The sequence below is a fragment of the Paenimyroides ummariense genome, assembly GCF_900115115.1.
GTDB lineage: Bacteria > Bacteroidota > Bacteroidia > Flavobacteriales > Flavobacteriaceae > Flavobacterium > Flavobacterium ummariense.
In genome coordinates, this window is sequence record NZ_FOVI01000001.1 from 183407 (window position 1) to 204461 (window position 21055).

At 32.9% G+C, this 21055-nt stretch carries 20 protein-coding genes; 7 read left to right on the top strand and 13 right to left on the bottom strand.

The window, feature by feature from the left end:
• Nucleotides 1–44 precede the first annotated feature (44 nt).
• Both pckA and BM253_RS00970 read left to right on the top strand, forming a co-directional pair.
• On the top strand, nucleotides 45–1658 hold the full coding sequence (gene pckA / locus BM253_RS00965; RefSeq protein ID WP_091518075.1) for a phosphoenolpyruvate carboxykinase (ATP): 1614 nt from the start codon (nucleotides 45–47) through the stop codon (nucleotides 1656–1658).
• Nucleotides 1659–1792: 134 nt separating this feature from the next.
• Complete coding sequence (locus BM253_RS00970) at nucleotides 1793–2365, top strand: YceI family protein (protein ID WP_091517651.1); 573 nt, start codon at nucleotides 1793–1795, stop codon at nucleotides 2363–2365.
• A 68-nt stretch (nucleotides 2366–2433) separates the two neighbouring features.
• Here the strand turns inward: BM253_RS00970 and BM253_RS00975 are convergent, their stop codons facing one another.
• Nucleotides 2434–3528, bottom strand: a complete 1095-nt coding sequence (locus BM253_RS00975) for a DUF695 domain-containing protein (RefSeq protein ID WP_091517653.1) — start codon at nucleotides 3526–3528, stop codon at nucleotides 2434–2436.
• Nucleotides 3529–3678: 150 nt separating this feature from the next.
• Nucleotides 3679–5475: a translation elongation factor 4 gene (gene lepA, locus BM253_RS00980; RefSeq protein WP_091517656.1), complete on the bottom strand. Its 1797-nt coding sequence runs from the start codon at nucleotides 5473–5475 to the stop codon at nucleotides 3679–3681.
• 252 nt (nucleotides 5476–5727) lie between these two features.
• On the opposite strand from lepA, the gene BM253_RS00985 reads away from it, so the two are divergent.
• The gene (locus BM253_RS00985) at nucleotides 5728–6444 is read left to right on the top strand and encodes a hypothetical protein (protein ID WP_143095555.1); all 717 of its coding nucleotides are present in this window, start codon (nucleotides 5728–5730) and stop codon (nucleotides 6442–6444) included.
• A 48-nt stretch (nucleotides 6445–6492) separates the two neighbouring features.
• On the opposite strand, the gene BM253_RS00990 is transcribed toward BM253_RS00985, so the two are convergent.
• Both BM253_RS00990 and BM253_RS00995 read right to left on the bottom strand, forming a co-directional pair.
• Complete coding sequence (locus tag BM253_RS00990) at nucleotides 6493–6873, bottom strand: OsmC family protein (RefSeq protein ID WP_091517661.1); 381 nt, start codon at nucleotides 6871–6873, stop codon at nucleotides 6493–6495.
• 2 nt (nucleotides 6874–6875) lie between these two features.
• Nucleotides 6876–7763, bottom strand: a complete 888-nt coding sequence (locus BM253_RS00995; protein WP_091517664.1) for a pirin family protein — start codon at nucleotides 7761–7763, stop codon at nucleotides 6876–6878.
• Between the two features lie 83 nt (nucleotides 7764–7846).
• Between BM253_RS00995 and BM253_RS01000 the strand changes: the two genes are divergently transcribed.
• The 3 genes from BM253_RS01000 (at nucleotide 7847) to BM253_RS01010 (ending at nucleotide 10932) form a co-directional block, all read left to right on the top strand.
• Nucleotides 7847–8365, top strand: coding sequence for a DinB family protein (locus BM253_RS01000; RefSeq protein ID WP_091517667.1), 519 nt, complete (start codon nucleotides 7847–7849; stop codon nucleotides 8363–8365).
• Between the two features lie 55 nt (nucleotides 8366–8420).
• Complete coding sequence (dusB, locus tag BM253_RS01005; RefSeq protein ID WP_091517669.1) at nucleotides 8421–9419, top strand: tRNA dihydrouridine synthase DusB; 999 nt, start codon at nucleotides 8421–8423, stop codon at nucleotides 9417–9419.
• 166 nt (nucleotides 9420–9585) lie between these two features.
• Complete coding sequence (locus BM253_RS01010; RefSeq protein WP_091517672.1) at nucleotides 9586–10932, top strand: DEAD/DEAH box helicase; 1347 nt, start codon at nucleotides 9586–9588, stop codon at nucleotides 10930–10932.
• 24 nt (nucleotides 10933–10956) lie between these two features.
• On the opposite strand, the gene BM253_RS01015 is transcribed toward BM253_RS01010, so the two are convergent.
• Both BM253_RS01015 and BM253_RS01020 read right to left on the bottom strand, forming a co-directional pair.
• Nucleotides 10957–13002, bottom strand: a complete 2046-nt coding sequence (locus BM253_RS01015; RefSeq protein ID WP_091517674.1) for a M48 family metallopeptidase — start codon at nucleotides 13000–13002, stop codon at nucleotides 10957–10959.
• 79 nt (nucleotides 13003–13081) lie between these two features.
• Nucleotides 13082–13486 (bottom strand): c-type cytochrome, encoded by a 405-nt coding sequence (locus BM253_RS01020; protein WP_091517677.1) that lies wholly within the window; start codon nucleotides 13484–13486, stop codon nucleotides 13082–13084.
• 105 nt (nucleotides 13487–13591) lie between these two features.
• On the opposite strand from BM253_RS01020, the gene BM253_RS01025 reads away from it, so the two are divergent.
• A complete protein-coding gene (locus BM253_RS01025) occupies nucleotides 13592–15574 on the top strand; it encodes a leucine-rich repeat domain-containing protein (RefSeq protein ID WP_091517679.1) in 1983 nt (660 codons plus the stop codon).
• Here BM253_RS01025 and hemB read toward each other — a convergent pair.
• The 7 genes from hemB to hemE all read right to left on the bottom strand — a co-directional run bounded on the left by hemB (nucleotide 15543) and on the right by hemE (nucleotide 21025).
• The gene (gene hemB / locus BM253_RS01030) at nucleotides 15543–16550 is read right to left on the bottom strand and encodes a porphobilinogen synthase (RefSeq protein ID WP_091517681.1); all 1008 of its coding nucleotides are present in this window, start codon (nucleotides 16548–16550) and stop codon (nucleotides 15543–15545) included. The genes BM253_RS01025 and hemB overlap by 32 nt on opposite strands.
• A gap of 37 nt (nucleotides 16551–16587) precedes the next feature.
• Nucleotides 16588–16995, bottom strand: coding sequence for a YbaK/EbsC family protein (locus BM253_RS01035; RefSeq protein WP_143095556.1), 408 nt, complete (start codon nucleotides 16993–16995; stop codon nucleotides 16588–16590).
• Nucleotides 16996–17003: 8 nt separating this feature from the next.
• Entirely contained in the window at nucleotides 17004–17942 is a 939-nt protein-coding gene (locus BM253_RS01040) for a DUF4421 family protein (protein WP_091517686.1), read from the bottom strand.
• On the bottom strand, nucleotides 17930–18835 hold the full coding sequence (hemF, locus tag BM253_RS01045) for an oxygen-dependent coproporphyrinogen oxidase (RefSeq protein ID WP_091517689.1): 906 nt from the start codon (nucleotides 18833–18835) through the stop codon (nucleotides 17930–17932). The genes BM253_RS01040 and hemF overlap by 13 nt, the downstream gene beginning before the upstream one ends.
• A gap of 94 nt (nucleotides 18836–18929) precedes the next feature.
• Nucleotides 18930–19289, bottom strand: coding sequence for a hypothetical protein (locus BM253_RS01050; RefSeq protein WP_091517691.1), 360 nt, complete (start codon nucleotides 19287–19289; stop codon nucleotides 18930–18932).
• A 95-nt stretch (nucleotides 19290–19384) separates the two neighbouring features.
• Entirely contained in the window at nucleotides 19385–19933 is a 549-nt protein-coding gene (locus BM253_RS01055) for a transposase (protein WP_091517693.1), read from the bottom strand.
• Between the two features lie 66 nt (nucleotides 19934–19999).
• Entirely contained in the window at nucleotides 20000–21025 is a 1026-nt protein-coding gene (gene hemE / locus BM253_RS01060) for a uroporphyrinogen decarboxylase (protein WP_091517696.1), read from the bottom strand.
• Nucleotides 21026–21055: the final 30 nt, after the last annotated feature.

The window sequence follows — 21055 nt, forward strand, 5'->3', positions numbered from 1 at the left end:
ATTAGTAAGTTTGTATGCAAATTAACACAACACAAGATTTAAAAATGAAGGTTTCAAAATCAATATCTTTAGAGAAGTACGGAATTAACAATGTAACAGAAATTATTTACAATCCGTCGTACGATGAGTTATTTAAAGCTGAAACAGATGAGAACTTGCAAGGTTTTGAGCGCGGACAAGTATCGGAACTTGGAGCTGTAAACGTTATGACAGGTGATTTCACCGGACGTTCTCCTAAAGATAAATATATTGTAAAAGATGCCGTTACAGAAAACACTATTTGGTGGACTTCTGAAAACGCTAAAAACGATAACAAACCTATTTCTCAAGATACTTGGGAAGCTTTAAAGCAAAACGCAACTTCTGAATTATCAGGTAAAAAATTATATGTTGTTGATGCTTTTTGCGGTGCAAACGAAGATACCCGTTTAAAAGTTCGTTTTATTATGGAAGTGGCTTGGCAGGCACATTTTGTAAAAAATATGTTTATCCGCCCAACCGAAGCTGAATTAGAAAACTTTGGTGAGCCAGATTTCGTGGTAATCAACGCATCTAAAACTTCATTTAAAGATTACAAAGCACACAACTTAAATTCTGAAGTTTATATTGCATTCAACTTAACCGAAAAAATGCAGTTAATTGGCGGCACTTGGTACGGCGGCGAAATGAAAAAAGGTATGTTCTCTATGATGAACTATTACTTGCCGTTACAAGGAATTGCTTCAATGCACTGTTCTGCAAACAAAGGTAAAGAAGGCGATGTTGCTGTTTTCTTTGGTTTATCTGGAACAGGAAAAACTACGTTGTCAACAGATCCAAAACGTGAATTGATTGGTGATGATGAGCACGGATGGGATAAAGACGGAGTTTTTAATTTTGAAGGTGGATGTTACGCTAAAACAATTGATTTAAGTAAAGAACATGAACCAGAAATTTTTGCAGCTATTAAGCGTGATGCATTGTTAGAAAATGTAACGGTTGATGCAAACGGAAAAATTGATTTTAAAGACGGATCTGTAACGCAAAACACTCGTGTTTCGTATCCTATCGAACATATCGAAAATATTGTAAAACCGGTTTCAAAAGCAGGTCATGCTAAAAAAGTAATCTTCTTAACGGCAGATGCTTTCGGTGTGATGCCTCCGGTTTCTAAATTAACTCCAGAACAAACAAAATACTATTTCTTATCAGGATTTACAGCAAAATTAGCAGGAACAGAGCGTGGTGTTACTCAGCCAGAACCTACTTTTTCGGCTTGTTTCGGTAAAGCATTCTTAAGCTTGCACCCAACAAAATACGGTGAAGAATTAGTTAAGAAAATGGAAGAGCATAACGCTACCGCTTACATGGTGAACACTGGTTGGAACGGTACCGGAAAACGTATTTCTATAAAAGATACCCGTGCAATTATCGACCGTATTTTAGATGGATCTATCGAAAATGCAGAAACTACTATAGTTCCAATTTTCAATTTAGCTGTTCCAACAGGTTTAGAAGGTGTTGATACCAACATTTTAGATCCAAGAAACACGTATGCAGAAGCTTCTGAATGGGAAACCAAAGCTACAGATTTAGCGAAGTTATTCGTATCAAATTTCGAAAACTACACAGATAACGAAGAAGGAAAATCATTAGTTGCGGCTGGTCCTCAATTATAATTTTCTTTGAAATATTAAATTAAAGTCCAACAAATGTTGGACTTTTTTATGTTTAAAGCATTTCTTAATCTAGGTTAACGGCTATCGGTATTTACTGCTATAAATTTGTCTTATCAAACTTAAAAAAGTAAATAATGAAAAAGATAGCCCTATTTTTTGTTGCAACATTATTCTCTGTAGCATCGTTTGCACAGACAAAATATAATGTAGATTCGTACCATTCGTTCTTAAATTTCTCCGTTGGTCACATGGGGATTTCGTTTGTAGATGGTAAAATGGATAAGTACCAAGGTTCGTTAGAGATGACTAATGAAGATGTTACTTCTGCAAAATTCAATTTTACTATTGATGCAAATTCAGTAAACACAGGAATTGACGCTCGTGACAACCATTTACGTTCGGCTGATTTTTTTGATACAGCTAAATACAACGACATTAAATTTGTTTCTACATCGGTTAAAAAAGATGGTAAAAACTATAAATTAAACGGAAACTTAACGATTAAAGATGTTACCAAACCGGTTACTTTTACTTTAGTTTACGGCGGTTTATTGAAAGATGACGGACAAGGTAATCAAAAAGTAGGTTTTCAGGCTACTACAACAATCGACAGAACTGCATTCAACATAAACTATGACCCAACAGGTATGGGTATTGCAAAAGATGTAAAATTCATTGTTAATTTAGAATTTACAAAAGCAAAATAATTTTTTCATAATAAGTAAGTAAACAACAAACAACCGAAAAACGCATCAATTTCTTGATGCGTTTTTTATTATTTAGGTATAAACCTTTCAAATGATTGCCAATATTTGTCTTTATAAATATCATATCCTACGTCAAATTCATTACCATATTTTTGTTGTATGCTAAAAAGTACTTTTGAAGGTTTGCGAAAATCTTTACAAGCAAAATAAATTTCCCGTTCGCTATTTGCAGTTTGCCTGCCAATGTACAAATAACCATTTTTGTCCAGAAGTTGTTGCAATATACTTTCTTCTATTTCATTTAAGCGTTTATAATCGTTTTCATACGGCATTCCGTTATTGCTGTGTCCGTTAAATTTAAATGTAATAACAGCTATCCAAGGATGTGAAGCCTTGCTATCCCAATTAAGAAGATTCGAATTTACAACGGCGATTAAATTGTTTCCGTTTTTTAATTCTGCTTCTAAAATTGAATATTCATCTTCTTCTGTGTTATAACGAACACCATCGTACTTTTCAATAAATTCTTTTTGTCGCCAAATTAAAAAATCTTTCAGTTTTGTAATTGGTATCAATTCTTTTTTAGCTTCATTCTTGCTGATTACCTGCAAATTATCGATATTATTTACAAAGTCAAGTTCACCCAAATAATTGTCCAAGAAAATATAAATTCCATTGGCTATTTGATCTTTATTTTCTTCGGTTAGATCATCATGAATTACGGTAATATCTATTTCGTCAGGATAATCAGCATAATCATTTGAATAAAAAGATAAATTATCGCTATCAAACTTATATTCCCCCATATTAATTGCTAGATTTTCAATATCTAACGCTGGTTTTAAAGCAGTGAATTTCCAACCAATGATCTTTGGAGCATGTTCTACAAGTTCTTCAACAAAAACAATATTTTTAATATTACTATCAGCAGTAAAAATTAATTCAACAGTATTGTCGTTGTACATTCCAGTTAAATAAAAGTACCCATCTTTAAGCTCTTCAAGTTTATAAGAAAGTTTATCAAAGAAGTCTTTTTCAATGTTTTTATTCTCCTTTACTATGTTAAAAAAGATTTTTTCATTGTTCTGAAACCAGTTCCAAAAATCACTATAGCTTTTTATTGACTCATCCTTCTTTGCGAAAATATTTTTTAGAAAACTCATCTATTAAATTTATGTATTTTATTTATCGTTTATAATCAAAATATACAAGGTAATGTAAAATATTCAAATACTAAAAAAAAGTAAACCTATCCGTATAATTGGATAGGTTTTCTATTATCTAAAAACTATAAACTAAAAGCCTACAACTAATTAATCATTTAATTTTAAAACAGCCATAAATGCCGATTGCGGTATTTCTACGTTACCCACCTGACGCATACGTTTTTTACCTGCTTTTTGTTTTTCTAACAGCTTACGTTTACGCGAAATATCACCACCGTAACATTTTGCAGTAACGTCTTTACGCAATGCTTTAATGGTTTCACGTGCAATAATTTTCGCTCCGATTGCTGCCTGAATTGGAATATCGAACTGTTGGCGAGGGATTAGCTCACGTAATTTCTCACACATTTTTTTTCCGATATGATACGCATTATCTTCGTGAATTAATGCAGAAAGCGCGTCCACATTTTGTCCGTTTAACAATACATCTAAACGGACTAATTTAGACGATCGCATACCAATTGGGTGGTAATCAAACGAAGCGTATCCTTTTGAAACCGTTTTTAATCGATCGTAGAAATCAAATACAATTTCTGCCAAAGGCATATCAAAATTCAATTCAACTCGACTTTCTGTTAAATAGGTTTGATTCGTAATTTGTCCGCGTTTTTCGATACACAAACTCATTACCTGTCCCACAAAATCAGATTTTGTAATGATTGTAGCTTTAATAAAAGGCTCTTCTACACGGTCTAATTTCGATGGTTCCGGTAAATCAGACGGGTTATTTACCACAAACGGAGTATCTGGTTCTTTTTTAGTGTACGCAAAATACGAAACGTTAGGAACCGTAGTAATCACGGTCATATTAAACTCTCGCTCTAAACGTTCCTGGATAATTTCCATGTGCAACATTCCCAAGAATCCACAACGGAAACCAAAACCTAAAGCCGCAGAACTTTCTGCCTGAAAAACCAACGAAGCATCGTTCAACTGCAATTTTTCCATCGATGCACGTAAATCTTCGTAATCTTCGGTATCAACAGGGTAAATTCCGGCAAAAACCATTGGTTTTACATCCTCAAAACCGGTAATCATATTTTTGGTAGGATTTACAGCATCGGTAATGGTGTCACCTACTTTTACTTCTTTAGCTTCTTTAATTCCCGAAATTAAATAACCAACATCGCCTGCAGAAATTTTTTGTTTAGGTACTTGGTTTAATTTCAACGTACCTACTTCATCGGCATAATATTCATTGCCAGTTGCCATGAATTTTATCTTCTGGTTCTTTTTAATTTCACCGTTCAATACACGGAAAATAACTTCAATTCCACGGAAAGGATTGTAGTGCGAATCAAAAATCAACGCTTGTAAAGGTTCGTCTAGATTTCCTTTTGGTGCAGGAATTTTCTCAATAATAGCAGCCAAAATATTTTCGACACCAAAACCGGTTTTACCCGATGCGTGAATAATATCTTCTAACTTACAACCCAATAAATCAATAATATCATCGCTTACTTCTTCTGGGTTTGCTGATGGTAAATCAACTTTATTCAACACGGGAATAATTTCTAAATCATTCTCTAATGCCAAATAAAGGTTTGAAATTGTCTGAGCCTGAATACTTTGTGCTGCATCAACAATCAACAAAGCACCTTCGCAGGCAGCAATTGATCGAGAAACTTCGTACGAAAAATCTACGTGTCCCGGAGTATCAATCAAATTCAAGATATAATCTTCGCCTTTGTATTTGTATTCCATTTGAATGGCGTGACTTTTAATTGTGATACCACGTTCTCTTTCAAGATCCATATTATCAAGCAATTGCGCTTTTTCTTCGCGAGCTGTCACGGTTTGTGTGGCACCCAATAATCGGTCTGCCAGGGTACTTTTACCGTGGTCAATATGGGCTATAATACAGAAGTTTCTAATATTTTTCATTGGTGTAAATTGTAAAAAATAAATTGTTCTTTGGGCGTGCCGTTCGTCGTTCCTCCTTCGTCGGGCTATGCGCTTCAAGTCCTCATTCTTGCGGGCTTTTCGCTTCTATCTCTCACGCAGTTACCAAAGGCTACAAATTGCAAATATAGTTTATTTTTAGGCTAATTTTTTATATCATATATAATTAATTTTTCATAAAACAATATTAAAATCGTATCTTTAGTAAATTACTAATCAATTAAATATAACATTATGAAGTTAATAAATATTCAACTATCATTATTATTTTCCCTTTTAGTTTACACGAATATGTTTGGACAGGTATTATCATCATCACCAGACGTATTAGGAAAAGTTTCCGCTCCAGTAATACCAACTAATAGTGGGATTGAATCTCTCAGGTTTACAAATTTTTCTTCGGATAAAGTTAGTACCCTAGGTTCCCAATTTGTTAATGATAAATTTAGTGAAGCAACTGTAAATAATGGCTCTCAATATTTTGATTTAAGATATAATAATTACAGTGGTTATTTTGAATATAAAAAATCTCCAACTGAGGTAATAAATTTATCTAAGGAAAAAAATAACGAAATTACTTTTAAAGACGGTAGAAAATATTTTCTAAAGCAATATAAAACTAACAAAGCTAGCAAAGAAGATTATTTATTAACTGTTGGAATTACTAATGCTAATGTTAAACTTTATAAATTAGATAGTGTTGAACTTATTCCTTATAAAGAATCTACCAATAGTTATGAAGAAAAAAAATTACCTGAATTCAAATTAAAAAAACCTTTGTATTTTATTGAATATGAAAATACTGTTAATCCAATACAGAAAAGCAAAGATTTAGAAAAGATCTTTCCCGATCATTCTAAAGAAATTAAAAAATTCATTAGTCAGAAAAATATTGACTTTAATTCTGATGATATGATTTTAGTTCAGAACTTTTTAAATTCAATTTTATAGATGTTGAAGATATAAAGTAAAATAAAATCTCGACATATTGCCGAGATTTTATTTTACTATAATAGGGCTTTGCAGTATTTTATTAATCGGACATTTTTGGGCAATTACGTGTAATCTTTTTTCTTGTTCATCGGTTAAATTACCTGTAAAAGAAACCTTCTTTATAAAAATAGTTGTTCCCGGAGTTGTTTCGGTATCAATTTCAACATCTACAAAAACATCATCCAACAACCATTTGCTTCGGTTGGCGTACATTTTAACGGTCATTGCAACACAACCTGCCAACGCTGCGGCTAATAATTCTTTTGGTTTTGGACCCAGATTTTGACCGCCTTCATCGATCGGCATATCGGTAATAAATTCCGAAGTTGGTGAAGTAACTACCGTTTTATAATTTTCTGCGCCAATTTTTGCTGTGACTTTTTCCATTATTAACCTTTCTTAAACGAATCAACAGGTAACGGAACAAAATCGGTTTCACCAGGAACTTTCGGGAATTCTTGTGCTTGCCATTTTAATTTAGCTTCTTCAATTTTTTCACGAGACGATGATACAAAATTCCAATAAATAAAACGTTCTTCAGGAAAAGGTTCGCCGCCAAACAAATAAATAGTAGATCCCGCTTTAATATCAAAAGTACATAAATGCGCATCTTTAGTTATTAGAATTTGTTTTTCGCCAAAAGCACTTTCGTTGGTAGAAACTTCGCCTTCTAAAATATACAAACCGCTTTCACCATACAATCTATCATGTAAATTAACGGTCATATCTTCGTGTGCTTTTATTTCAATCATATACAACTTACTGTAAACGGGAACTCCGGACTTTTTGTCTTCAAACTCACCTGCAATCAATTTAAAATCTGCTGCTCCTTCTTTCCAAGTCGGTAAATCCTTTGCCTCAATATGTATAAAATTCGGTTCCATATCTTCCAAATCTTTCGGCAAAGCAATCCAAATCTGTAAACCGTGCATAGTTTTATCAACCGTTCTTAAATAATCGGGCGTTCTTTCAGAATGCACTACACCTTTTCCGGCAGTCATCCAATTTACAGCTCCGGGCTTAATAACAATATCGTTCCCCAAACTGTCTTTATGTGCTACAGCGCCATCAAACAAAAAGGTTAATGTTGACAAGCCAATGTGCGGATGCGGACCAACATCTAAATTCTCGTCTGCTGTCATGTGTGCCGGGCCCATGTGATCGATAAAAACAAACGGACCAATATTGCGTTTTTGTCTAAAAGGCAACAATCTGCCTACCAAAAAATTACCGATATCGGCAGCTTTTTCTTCAAAAATAAAATCTATATTCGACATAAGTTTCACTAATTAATGTTTCTAAAGATATAAAAAACATCAGGAAACATCGTTAATTTACATTAAGTTTAAAATTATAAAATATGACCGAATTTGAAAAATACATACAGCGATATATAAATTTGATTCTTTCTGAAAACTGGTTAGATGAAATGAAAATTGTTTGTAACCAAACATTAGAAATTTATCAGTCATTAACCGAAGAACAAAGTAATTTTGCTTATGCTGATGGAAAATGGACTTTGAAAACATTATTGGAACATTTAACCGATGTAGAAAAAATATTTCATTACAGAGCATTACGTTTTGCAAGGAAAGATCAAACAGAACTTCCCGGATTTAATGAAGAAAATTATGCTAAAAACGGAACAGCAAACCAACAAGAATTACCTTCACTTATTGAAGAATTCCATTTAAACAGATTGCTTTCGCTTGCATTTTTTAATAAACTTACTTCAGAACAATTAGCACAAAAAGGAAACGCAAATGGGAATGAAGTATCGGTAGAAACCATCGGAAAGCTGATTGTAGGCCACAACATTCATCATTTAAACATTATTAAAGAACGCTATTTACCTAATTTAAAGTTTGATTTGGAATAAAAACGGATTTCTCTCTTTAAAAATAATAGATTAATTTTGCATAAAATTTCATTGAATGATTAAAATAGGAAAAATAGAATTACCCGAACATCCGCTTTTACTGGCACCTATGGAAGATGTAAGCGATCCGCCGTTTCGCCGTTTGTGCAAAATGCACGGTGCCGATATGATGTATTCTGAATTTATTTCGTCGGAAGGGTTGATTCGCGATGCAATGAAGAGCAAAATGAAATTGGATATTTTTGATTACGAGCGCCCTGTTGGTATTCAGATTTTTGGTGGCGATGAAGAAGCCATGCAGCTTTCGGCAAAGATTGTAGAAACTGTTCAGCCCGATTTGGTTGATATTAATTTTGGATGTCCCGTTAAAAAAGTAGTTTGCAAAGGTGCCGGTGCCGGAGTTTTAAAAGATGTTGATTTAATGATTCGGTTGACCAAAGCGGTTATCAGCGGAACTAACTTGCCTGTTACGGTAAAAACACGTTTGGGCTGGGACGAAGAGTCGATTAATATTGATGAAGTTGCCGAGCGTTTGCAAGATGTTGGCGTGCAGGCATTAACCATTCATGCACGTACGCGCGCACAAATGTACAAAGGACACAGCGATTGGACGCATATAGAACGTATTCATAACAATCCGCGTATTAAAATTCCGATTTTTGGTAATGGAGATATTGATTCGCCTCAAAAAGCTAAAGAATACAAAGAACGTTTTGGCTTAGACGGTATGATGATTGGTCGAGCTGCGATTGGTTATCCTTGGATTTTCAATGAAATTAAACATTATTTAGCTACAGGAGAAATTTTAGCTCCACCTACAATGAGTGACCGATTGGAGGCAGCAAAAAATCATTTGATTTGGTCTATGGAATGGAAAGGCGAACGTTTGGGAATTGTAGAAATGCGCCGTCATTACACCAACTATTTTAAAGGAATTCACAGTTTTAAAGCACATCGTCAACGATTGGTTACAGAAGATGATCCCAACCAGCTTTTACGTATCTTTGATGAAATCGAAGATTTTTATAAAGATTACGTGATTGAACAATTATAAAAAAGAGGTTTTCTTAAAGTGTAAGCTCTTGTCATTCCGGACTTGTTCCGGAATCTCATTATTTTAACTTTCGAATATTATGAGAAGCTGAAACGAGTTCAGCTTGACAGTTTTAACTTTTAAGAAATCCTCTTTTTATTTTCCCACATTTTAATATTATTTCCAAATGAATTATCATTCAAAATCAACCAATATATTACTGAATTTAGGCATTGAAGAGTTAAACGAAATGCAGCTTGCAGCGAACGAAACAATCTTAAATACAAACGAAACGCTGTTATTATCGCCTACGGGATCGGGAAAAACACTGGCGTTTTTGTATCCGCTTTATCAGTTGATCGATCCGGATGCCAATGGAATTCAAGCTTTGATTTTAGTTCCGTCAAGAGAATTAGGTTTGCAGATTGAGCAGGTTTGGAAAAAAATGGGGACAAATTATAAAGTAAACATTTGCTACGGCGGACATAGTATTGATACTGAAATAAAAAATCTGTCATCGCCACCAAGCGTTTTAATTGGAACTCCCGGACGAATTATGGATCACTTGGAAAGAGAATCGATCGATCCAAAAACCATTAAAACATTGATTTTAGACGAGTTTGACAAATCGTTGCAATTAGGCTTTCACGAACAAATGTCGTTCATTATTGCGCGTTTACAAAATGTTGACAAGCGTGTTTTGGTATCGGCAACCAATGCCATCGAAATTCCAAAATACACCAAAATATCAAAACCAACTACTTTAAATTTCATTTATCAAACCGAAGAAAACTTCTCTTTATTAGAAGTCAAAAAAGTCATTTCAGAAGAAAAAGACAAGCTAAACACACTATTTCATTTAATCTGTAATTTAAATTCCGAAGCCGGAATTATTTTCTGTAATCACAGAGATGCGGTTGAAAGAATATCGAACACTTTAAATGAAAGAGGAATTGTTGCAACCTATTATCATGGCGGAATGGATCAGGACGAACGCGAACGTGGACTTATTCAGTTTAGAAACGGAAGTGTACCATATTTAATCACGACCGATTTGGCTGCACGCGGATTGGATATTCCGGACATTAAACACGTAATTCACTATCATTTGCCGTTTAAAGAAGAAGAGTTTAGGCACAGAAACGGTAGAACGGCACGTATGAAAAGTGAAGGAACGGCGTATTTGATTATCCATGAAGACGAGAAAAAAATGGATTATATTGATTACGGAATGCCCGTTTTTAAATTAGATAAATCAGCTTCTACTCCAAAGCAACCTCTATTTGAAACTTTGTATATTAGCGGAGGCAAGAAAAACAAACTAAATAAAATTGATATTGTTGGATTTTTATCGCAAAAAGGAAATTTAGAAAAAGGAGATTTAGGCTTGATTGAAGTGAAAGACTTTATATCATTCGCAGCCGTAAAGCGATCTAAAATTCAACAATTGTTAAAAGATATTAAAGATCAGAAAATGAAAGGTAAAAAATATAAAATTGCCATTGCAAGATCTGTTCAAAGTAAAGAAGAATAAAAAAAGCATCTCAGTTGAGATGCTTTATACAGGAACTTTTATCATATCTATTTGAAAATCTAATAACTGTTTTTTAGATACAAACATTAATCTAGAATGTATATGCGGCAATAAACGTAAACAACTAAATAAAGTATTTAAACTGTCATCATTCCACGTATTTCCTTTTATGTATAAACTGTTATGATTAATGTAAGCTGTAACAATTTCTTTTAAATCATCGTTAATTGCTTCTTGATACAAAGGCAATTCTTCTACAACTTTAAGGTGCTTTTTATAAACTTCTTCGATGTTTTTTAAATCCTTTAAATGTTTATAAATTACATCTAAATTCAAATCGTGTTGTAAAAACTCAAGCTGTTTTTCTAGTTTTTGAGTTTCTTCAAATCCTAAATCGTACAACTTATCGCAATAAACATATATATCGTATAATTTTTGCCACTTTGGTAAAGCATCATTTAATTTAGCTTGTTGCAAAAAAAAATGATAAATTTTTTCGTCGTGCACTTGTATTTTTGCCTCTAGCACTTCCTTTTCTTTATTCAAACCTTCTAGTAAATGTCCGGCTTGATTCTTTTTATATTTAACTCCATCAAAATCAAATGTCTTAATCACATGATCTTCAACGGTTAAAAATTTCAAATCATTAAAATCGGAACTTAAAGCATTATAAGAATTCACTAGCTCCATTACCTCATCAGAAAATAATTCTTCAAAAGTAAGTAAGGGATATACTTCTGAAATTTGAGAAGGTTCTAAGATTGGGTTTTTGTAATTGTAATATCCATTATATTCTTTGTTAAATGTAACCGTTTTGTAATACGCTTTGTATGCGTTAAAAACCTCGTTTAAGTTTATTTGTTCTAAAGAACTATCTTCTAAATCATTATAAAACAAATCGGTTAGCTTTTCTTCTAAAATCGTTGTATTATCAAACAACACATTTGCTTCTACAATGTTCGGATTTTCTTTTTTGATATTTAATGTCTTAATTTTTTTGATACGTTCTCCGGTTGTTGGGTGTGATGCCCATTGATCTTTTATAATCAACCTACTTTTTTGATATTGATCTATTTCTTCAATTGTAACTAACGGGTATCTACCTTTGAACTTTAAATTATTTAATTCTCCAAAAAACTGAAGAACATCTTTTTGCAATGAAAACAAGTTTGAAATCTTTTTCTTTTCTGCATACTGTTCATTAACGAACTCAATGACAGAATTATATGATTTATCTGCTAAATCCATTCTTAACAAAGAGTCAATCATAGTATCTGAGCCTACAATGTGGGTTGCTACAGCATCGGCATGAAATTCCATCTCACGTGATAATGATAAGTAACTTATATTTAAAATGTTGTACAGTTTTTTTAAAACCCATTGAAAACCACGCATAATTACAATTGATATTAAAAAGGTTACCTTTAAAAAAATATGTCCGTTAGAAAACTTTTCAATACTATTTTCAAACGAATTATTTTCATAAACAAGACTATATATCACACGATTACAATTGTAAACATAACTTCCCACTTTCATACTTCTTTGAGAAAAATGTCCAAATTCATGTGCTAAAATCCCCTTTAATTCATCTTTTGTTGAAGCATTTACTAAAGCATAACCTATCATTAAATTTTTTCGAACAGGAAATAACATGCTCCAAAAAGATGAATTATAAAAAACCGATGCGTTTACTTGATCTGTAATAAATACTTTTTTAGGAACATCAGTTGCTACTTGTGCTGCTAATTCTTCTATAACCTGAAAAAGTTTTGGATGCTGTGCTTTTGTAATTTCACGCATTCCGTCTGTATTAGAAACAGATTTTTGAAAGATAAACTTAAAAAGAAATACAACCAAAATAACTCCAGATGAAGCTATACCAAACGCTAATATCAGTGTTGTAAAATTAGGAGTGTGCTTTACAATTTGTACTGCCAAATATATAAGCAATGCAGCAATTGCTAAACCTACAATAATTAGCAATAAAAAACTGACAAAAAATAGTACAATTGCCCAAATTGCTTTTTTAGCTTGTGCTTTAAAACTTGAAGAAACTTCAATATTCATAATTATGTTTTTATTAGAACACTAAAGTAAAACTAAAATTATTATAAACAAAAAAGCATCTCAATTGAGATGCTTTTTGCTATTTAATGGTACTCATCATGTAAGCTTCTAATGATTTTATTTCTTCGTCGCTCATTGTTTTTAAAATGGCAAAATTGGTTTCCATAACGTTGTATTGTGACGGATCTACAATAGGATCGGCTTTTTTACGTAAAAACGCAACCATGTCGCCGTTTTGTTCTTTGTAAATTTTTGCAATATCTTTTACACTTGGACCGATAACCTTTTTATCTACTTTATGACAAGAAAAACAAGCCGCCTTGTTACTTTCAAACAACTCTTTTCCATCTGCAACCAATTGATCTTCGGGACTTAATTTTTCTGCAACATTTTCAGGATACAATGCTTCTTTTTTCTCTTCTTTCTTTCCGCAAGAAGTAAATAGTATGGTTGATAAAATACCTGAAAATAATATTTTTTTCATTGTTGTTAGTTTTTGCAAAGGTAAGAAAACGTAAAAGTTTACAGAAACTTTAAAAGCATTACTAACTAATTTTTAACTATTTTTATAAATGCAAGATTAATAAAGATGGACAGATTACACGATTTAGAAACAAGGCTGAAAATTTATGAAGATTGTTATTATTTTGAACGAAATGAAAAAGGTTCTGTTTCTCATATTGAGTTTTTTGATCCTGAATATGGCGAATTCCCTGCATTAGATTCAAATGTTTTAGAAGCTTTATCAAACTATACTGAATTAAAATCAATTACAATTAATATTAATAATTATGTTTTAAAAGATTTATCTTCCCTTAGACTTTTGAAAAAGCTAAAAAAAATTGATATTGAAGATGGTCAATGTGATATTGATGACATAGGTGTTTTTTCTGAATTGAAAGATTTAGAGGTTATAAGTTTTTATGGTTCAAAAATAACAGATTTAAATCCGTTAAAATATTTATCAAAACTAAAATCAATCGTGATTTACGGGAGCTGTATTGAAGATATTACACCGTTATCAAACCTAGAATCTCTTGAAATATTATCCTTAAATCAGGCTAATATTAAAGATATTACACCAATTACTCATTTAAAAAATCTTAAATCTTTAGCACTTAACAAAAACAAAATATCAGATATTTCTATATTAGAAAATCATCTTAATTTAAATCATTTGGATTTAAGTGCTAATAAAATTGAAGACATTTCCGCATTAAAACATCTAAATAATCTAACAAATATTGGACTTTCTCATAACAAAATTAAAGAAGTATCAGCACTAAAAGGAAAAGAAAATCTAAACTATTTGAATATACAAAACAATCAGATAAACAATATTTTTTTTCTGAATGATTGCATAAAATTAAATTGGTTAATTATTTCCGATAACCCAATTCAAAAAATCAAACCAGTAACCGAGTTAACCGAATTAAGAACTTTACAAGCCGATAATATGAAAGCTGATGATTTGGGCAAAGATAAATTTAAGTCCGATTTGCATTGGTTGTCTTTGTCGAATTGTGCTATTGAAAATATTCAATTTCTTGAAAGTTTAAAGAATTTACAAGTATTAAATCTTAACGACAATCGAATTTCTGATGTTTCTGTATTATCGAATTTTCCTCAATTAAGAAATGTGTTGCTTAAAAATAATAATGTAGAAAAACCGTTACCTCTACCTGTAAGCTTTTATTATGGCTTGCAAGAATTAGATTTACGGGGCAATCCTTTTGCCGGAAAATTTTATGAGAAATATTCCGGCATTTTTTCAATTAGCGGGGAAAAAATTGAAGAACATTTTTCTCTGAAAGATTATAATGAAACCGTAGGTAAATACTTTTTTGAACAACAGCAATATGATGAAGCATTGGCAATTTATTATTACAACCGTTCGGACATAGAAGCATTGGAAATCTACATAAACAAATTTACAGCAACATCCAAAAATGATTTATTCCATCTGCGTTATTACTTCTCAAAAATAGTTAATATTCTTGCTTTACGAAAAGCCGAAGATTCAGAGAACTTAAGAAAAATTGTAAAAGCATTGCATAAAAAAATACGCAACTTAAATATATTTGAAAAAATTGAATTTTCAACAGCTTTGTCTTCAGGAACACCGCGTTTTTCATTCCATTTGAAGAACTCTTACAAAACCTATGAACTCTATGATAAAGATAAAAACACAGAAAATGCAGATGCTGAAATCTATTATGCCTTAAATTCTTATATTCAAAAAGAGAATTTAATGGAAGTACTCTATCATCTTAAAAAGTTAAATGAATTAGATTCTCCGTTTTATTACAAATTATATGATGAGATAAAAGAATGTTTAAGAAGCAGGTTTTCTGGTTCCGAAAGCGACAGAGAACAATATAATAAGTATATGGATTTGCTAGATAACATAGAGAACGCTGATATTCCTGTCCCTGACTTGAAATATGTATCAAACTATAATGAGTCAAAAAATTATAAAGAAAAAAGTATCCTTCAAAGATATGGAAGATACTTTTGGTTAGTATTTCTTATATTATTACTTATTGATAGGATTGTGAGGTCAGCAAAATAGCCGCTTCTTTAGCAAAATACGTCGATATTAAACTTGCACCAGCACGTTTAATACACATTAATTGTTCCATCATAATTTTATCGTGATCTAACCAACCTTTTTCTGCGGCTGCTTTAATCATCGCATATTCGCCTGATACATGAAAAACAGTAACGGGAATATTCACGGCATTTTTAACTTCGCGTACAATATCCAGATAAGCAATTCCGGGTTTAACCATCACCATATCGGCGCCTTCTTCGGCATCCCAAACAGCTTCTTTAATAGCTTCAATTCGGTTTGCGTAATCCATTTGGTATGTTTTTTTGTCCTTAGGCACAACTTCACCAGTTTCTTTTGGAGCTGAATCTAATGCATCGCGAAACGGCCCGTAGAATGCCGATGCATATTTAGCCGAATAGCTCATGATTCCCACATTTGTGAATCCGGCAGCATCTAAACCTTGGCGTAAACGCAACACACGACCGTCCATCATATCGCTTGGTGCCACAAAATCGGCTCCGGCTTCTGCATGCGAAACCGCCATTTTCACCAAAGCTTCAACCGTAGCATCGTTTTCTATATCTCCGTTTTTTATAATCCCATCATGACCGTAAATTGAATACGGATCTAAAGCTACATCGGGCATTACAATCATTTCGGGACACGCTTTTTTAATGGCTTTAATTGCTTGCTGCATTAATCCGTTTGGGTTCCAAGCTTCTTTTCCGGTATTATCTTTTAACGATTCATCTACTTTTACATAAATATTCACGGCACGAATTCCCAATGCAAAAAGTTCTTTTACTTCTTCTATCGTTAAATCAATCGATCTGCGAAAAATTCCGGGCATCGACGGTATTTCTACTTTTATATTTTCGCCTTCGGCAATAAACATCGGAAACATAAAATCGCTTGGACTTAATGTTGTTTCGCTTACTAAACTTCTTATAGATTGGTTTTGTCTTAATCGTCTACCTCTGTGTAATGGAAACATAATTTTTGTTATTAGTTGATAGTTTTAAGTTATTAGCTTAATATATATTTAAAACTTCTGTATGATCTTGTTTTGAATTAGTATATAGATTCTGTATAATGTATTGATTCCCGTAAAATACTAAAGAATCATTTTTATAAATTGAAATCTCTTTGTTGTGATCAAATTTAGGAACTCCATTTATACTAAATCCTAAACCAAACTCCTCATCTGGTTTTAATCTTAACTTCAATTTATAATTAATTGTATCTAAACTTAAAATATCTTTCGCTGCTAGATCAAACATCAACGACCTCTTAATATTCGCACTATCAATATAAGATTCGTAATATGATGCTTCTACAATTAAATCCTCTCCTGATTTATTTACAATTGAATATGTATTTAGATAATCACACCCTGTAAAAAGATTCATTATCAAAAAAAATAAAATATACTTTTTCATAACATCAATTAAAACCCTATTCTTCGGGTTACATCATTATATAATTTTTTAAACTTTTTTGGTGGATCAAACCTGTATCCTACTGCTAATTTAACATCGGCAAACGAATCGTAGAACTCATTTTTTTCTTCTTCCTGAAAAAAGCTGGTGCTGTTGATTCCCAAATAGGTAAAAAACGAATCGGTGTTGTATCCCAACTTAATATTCATAGAAGCTTCGTACAACGGCGTTACCTCTTTATCTGCAATATTAATCCCCGCACCCAACAGCAAACCTGCCGAAACCAAAAACTTTTGACTGATAACCCAATTGTAATGGTACGACGGAGCTAACGAAAACGTGTACATATCGATATGCACATGATCTGGCGTGTCTTTAGACGTTAAATTGGTGTAGTAAACCGAGAAATTTGGTACGAAACTACCCGCACTTTTTAGCTGCCACTGATTTTGATTGAAAATGGTTTTGTACGAAAATTTATCGTTGAATACATACGATGTGGTTCCGCCCAGTTTTGTAGATCGAAATCTTGGAAGATAAAATCGTTCCAAATGATTAAAATCTACAAAAAAACCTTTTTGATTGATGAATGTTACCGATTGATACCATTTTTTGTAATTGAACCTAAAGCCCAGATTAAAATTATTCGATTCTAATTTTGAAGCATCGTTTTTCATGAAATTTGGCGTAAATCCAATCGAAACATCAATCATTTTATAACTTAAACCCGCAACCAGCCGTTGTTGTGTGTTGGGAATAAATTCGGCTTTGTATGAATCTGCACCGTCTTCATACGTCATAAAAAAAGTGTTGGAACTGTTTTGATAGGTAATGCTTCCAACCATTTTTTCATTGTACGAAACCATATAAGGCTGCAAAGTGTCTTGTTGAGCCAAAACACGATTGCAACAAAAGCAGATAATACAAAACAGAATTAGTTTACCCATTGGCGCGGTTTGGTTAATACTTCTACTAATTTTTCTTCTACTGAACCAACTTCGGGCTTATGATCGTAAATCCACTGAACATGTGGTGGCAAACTCATTAAAATACTTTCTATTCTACCGTTTGTTTTTAATCCGAACAAAGTTCCTTTATCGTGCACCAAATTGAATTCTACATATCTACCTCGACGAATTTCCTGCCAAGTTCGGTTTTCATCCGTGTAAGGTAATTCTTTTCTTTTATTGACAATTGGTACATAAGCCTGCGTAAAACTATTGCCAAGTTCGGTTACAAAATTGTACCAGTCTTCCATTGATTGATTTTCGGTTGCCTTGCAATAATCAAAAAACAATCCGCCAATTCCGCGAGCTTCATTTCTGTGTGAGTTCCAAAAATACTCATCGCATTGCTTTTTGTATTTAGGATAAAAATCGGAATTATGTTTATCGCAAGCTGTTTTACATACCTGATGAAAATGTTTGGCGTCTTCTTCAAACAAATAATACGGCGTTAAATCTTGCCCACCACCAAACCAACTGTTAATTACATTTCCGTTCTCACCATACATTTCAAAATAGCGCCAGTTGGCATGAACCGTAGGAACCATAGGACTTTTAGGATGAATAACCATACTTAATCCGCAAGCAAAAAAATCGGCTTCGCCTACATTGAACATCTTTTGCATACTTTCTGGCAATTTGCCATGTACAGCCGAAATATTTACGCCACCTTTTTCAAAAACATTTCCGTTTTCAATCACTCGGGTTCTTCCGCCACCGCCTTCCGGGCGTTCCCAAAGGTCTTCACGAAATTTTGCGTTGCCGTCAGCATCTTCTAATGCTTTACAAATTTGATCTTGTAGATTTTGAATGTAGGTATAAAATTTATCTTTCATGGTTTGTAGTGTTTAGTCCTGCAAGGTCTTGATGACCTTGTAGGTCTGATTATTATTGATACCTACAAGGTTTTTTAAACCTTGCAGGAGTTTATTATAACTTTCCAATCTTATTCATAATTTCAAACGAGAACATTTTACTTTCATTTTGTATGAATTGATACAGATGCTTTGCACGTTCTTTTATCAGCTGATTTGGTTGTTTTGGATCTAAACCTACTAAAATATCAGCTAGTTTCTCCATGTGTTCCCAAGGAAACTGCAAATCGATCAATTGCTGAAAAAACAAGTTTTCTTCTTTTTCCAAAACATCGGTTTTAGACAATCCGGTTTCTTCTAAAGTTGTCCAAAATACAGCTTCGTTCCAATTTTCAGGTACAAACGTAATTCCCGAAAGCTTTTGCAGTATGGAATTTAAACGTTGTTCGGTTTCGTCTTTTTTACTTGTAAGCATTTTATTATTTTTTTATCCTGCAAGGTCTTGGAGACCTTGTAGGTATTCAAAACTTTTTTCTTATACCTACAAGGTTTTTGAAACCTTGCAGGTGTTCATTCCAATGTATAAATTTCGTTTAAAAATTCTTGTTTTAATAAGTGGCAATCCATAAAATTCTCAATGTTATCAAATAAATCAATAACTTCTAGTCTCGGCAAATTTGTTTCCTTATCTGACAAAATGGAAGCAAAAGATGAAAATTGAAATGTTTTATAATCTTGGTTTAAATGATGAAATGGATTTAAATGAACATACAAAATAAGGTTCTTTAAATAAACTTCATCTTTCAACTGCACTCTTTTAAAATGTTTTTCAAATAAGCTACCTGTCCTACTTTCTTGCTTGTTATAGGCTTTCGCATAAGAGTTAAACATATTAGAAAACTGTTGAGTGATGTTTGTTTCATTTATAACTTTTATTATCAAATGAAAATGATTATCCATTAAACAATAAGCATAGACTTTAAATGAATTGGTAGCAAAATACTTTAATTTCTTTAGAAAAAACAGCTTGTTATCATCATTAGAAAAAATAACACATCCGTTAATCCCTCTATTATAAATGTGATAAAAACAATCATTTTTTAAAACTTCTAATCTCATGTTTTCATAATGCCTTTGTCATTCTTGTATTTATTCCTACAAGGTTTGTTAAACCTTGCAGGAAAACTACCCTTTATACTCCTTAACCGCATCAATAAACGCTTTTGCGTGATCTACCGGAATATTTGGTAAAATACCGTGCCCTAAATTTACAATATATTTGTCTTTACCGAATTCGTCAATCATTTCATGAACCATCTTTTTGATGGTTGGGATTGGCGAAAGCAATCTTGACGGATCAAAATTTCCTTGCAACGTAATGTTTCCGCCCGATAAATAACGTGCATTTCTTGCAGAGCACGTCCAATCTACACCTAAAGCTGATGCTTTACTTTTACCCATTTCGTTTAAAGCAAACCAACAGCCTTTTCCAAAAACAATCACTTTTGTTTCTTCTGCTAAAGCTTCCACAATCTGGTTGATGTATTGCCACGAAAACTCGTTATAATCGGTCGGAGAAAGCATTCCGCCCCACGAATCAAAAATCTGAATAGCATTACAACCCGCTTTTACTTTTTCCTTTAAATACAAAATGGTTGTATCGGTAATTTTTTGTAGTAAAGTGTGTGCTGCAACCGGATTTGAAAAGCAGAAACCTTTTGCGGTATCAAAACTCTTAGATCCTTTTCCTTCCACCACATAACAAAAAATAGTCCATGGTGAACCTGCAAAACCAATCAATGGAACCTCATCGTTCAACATTTCTTTGGTTAGTTTAATGGCATTCATCACGTAACCCAACGTTTCTTCGATATTTGGAACAATCACCTGATTTACCTGTTCCATTGTTCGGATTGGGTTTGGAATCTGCGGTCCTAAATTGTCTTTTAATTCCACATGAATTCCCATTGCGCGCGGAATCACCAAAATATCCGAAAATAAAATAGCTGCATCGGGTTTTACTATTCTAATGGGTTGGACCGTGATTTCGGCTGCTAATTCCGGAGTTTCGCAACGGGTAAAAAAGTCGTATTTGTCGCGCAATGCTCTAAATTCCGGTAAATATCTTCCTGCTTGGCGCATCATCCAAACTGGCGGACGTTCAACTGATTCTCCGTTTAATGCTCTTAAAAATAAATCGTTTTTTAACATTTTTTTATTTAGCTTTAGGCTTTAAGCTGT

Coding starts and splice junctions, on each gene's coding strand:
- pckA (WP_091518075.1), top strand. CDS start 45: ATGAAGGTTTCAAAATCAATATCTTTAGAGAAGTACGGAATTAACAAT.
- BM253_RS00970 (WP_091517651.1), top strand. CDS start 1,793: ATGAAAAAGATAGCCCTATTTTTTGTTGCAACATTATTCTCTGTAGCA.
- BM253_RS00975 (WP_091517653.1), bottom strand. CDS start 3,528: ATGAGTTTTCTAAAAAATATTTTCGCAAAGAAGGATGAGTCAATAAAA.
- lepA (WP_091517656.1), bottom strand. CDS start 5,475: ATGAAAAATATTAGAAACTTCTGTATTATAGCCCATATTGACCACGGT.
- BM253_RS00985 (WP_143095555.1), top strand. CDS start 5,728: ATGAAGTTAATAAATATTCAACTATCATTATTATTTTCCCTTTTAGTT.
- BM253_RS00990 (WP_091517661.1), bottom strand. CDS start 6,873: ATGGAAAAAGTCACAGCAAAAATTGGCGCAGAAAATTATAAAACGGTA.
- BM253_RS00995 (WP_091517664.1), bottom strand. CDS start 7,763: ATGTCGAATATAGATTTTATTTTTGAAGAAAAAGCTGCCGATATCGGT.
- BM253_RS01000 (WP_091517667.1), top strand. CDS start 7,847: ATGACCGAATTTGAAAAATACATACAGCGATATATAAATTTGATTCTT.
- dusB (WP_091517669.1), top strand. CDS start 8,421: ATGATTAAAATAGGAAAAATAGAATTACCCGAACATCCGCTTTTACTG.
- BM253_RS01010 (WP_091517672.1), top strand. CDS start 9,586: ATGAATTATCATTCAAAATCAACCAATATATTACTGAATTTAGGCATT.
- BM253_RS01015 (WP_091517674.1), bottom strand. CDS start 13,002: ATGAATATTGAAGTTTCTTCAAGTTTTAAAGCACAAGCTAAAAAAGCA.
- BM253_RS01020 (WP_091517677.1), bottom strand. CDS start 13,486: ATGAAAAAAATATTATTTTCAGGTATTTTATCAACCATACTATTTACT.
- BM253_RS01025 (WP_091517679.1), top strand. CDS start 13,592: ATGGACAGATTACACGATTTAGAAACAAGGCTGAAAATTTATGAAGAT.
- hemB (WP_091517681.1), bottom strand. CDS start 16,550: ATGTTTCCATTACACAGAGGTAGACGATTAAGACAAAACCAATCTATA.
- BM253_RS01035 (WP_143095556.1), bottom strand. CDS start 16,995: ATGAAAAAGTATATTTTATTTTTTTTGATAATGAATCTTTTTACAGGG.
- BM253_RS01040 (WP_091517686.1), bottom strand. CDS start 17,942: ATGGGTAAACTAATTCTGTTTTGTATTATCTGCTTTTGTTGCAATCGT.
- hemF (WP_091517689.1), bottom strand. CDS start 18,835: ATGAAAGATAAATTTTATACCTACATTCAAAATCTACAAGATCAAATT.
- BM253_RS01050 (WP_091517691.1), bottom strand. CDS start 19,289: ATGCTTACAAGTAAAAAAGACGAAACCGAACAACGTTTAAATTCCATA.
- BM253_RS01055 (WP_091517693.1), bottom strand. CDS start 19,933: ATGAGATTAGAAGTTTTAAAAAATGATTGTTTTTATCACATTTATAAT.
- hemE (WP_091517696.1), bottom strand. CDS start 21,025: ATGTTAAAAAACGATTTATTTTTAAGAGCATTAAACGGAGAATCAGTT.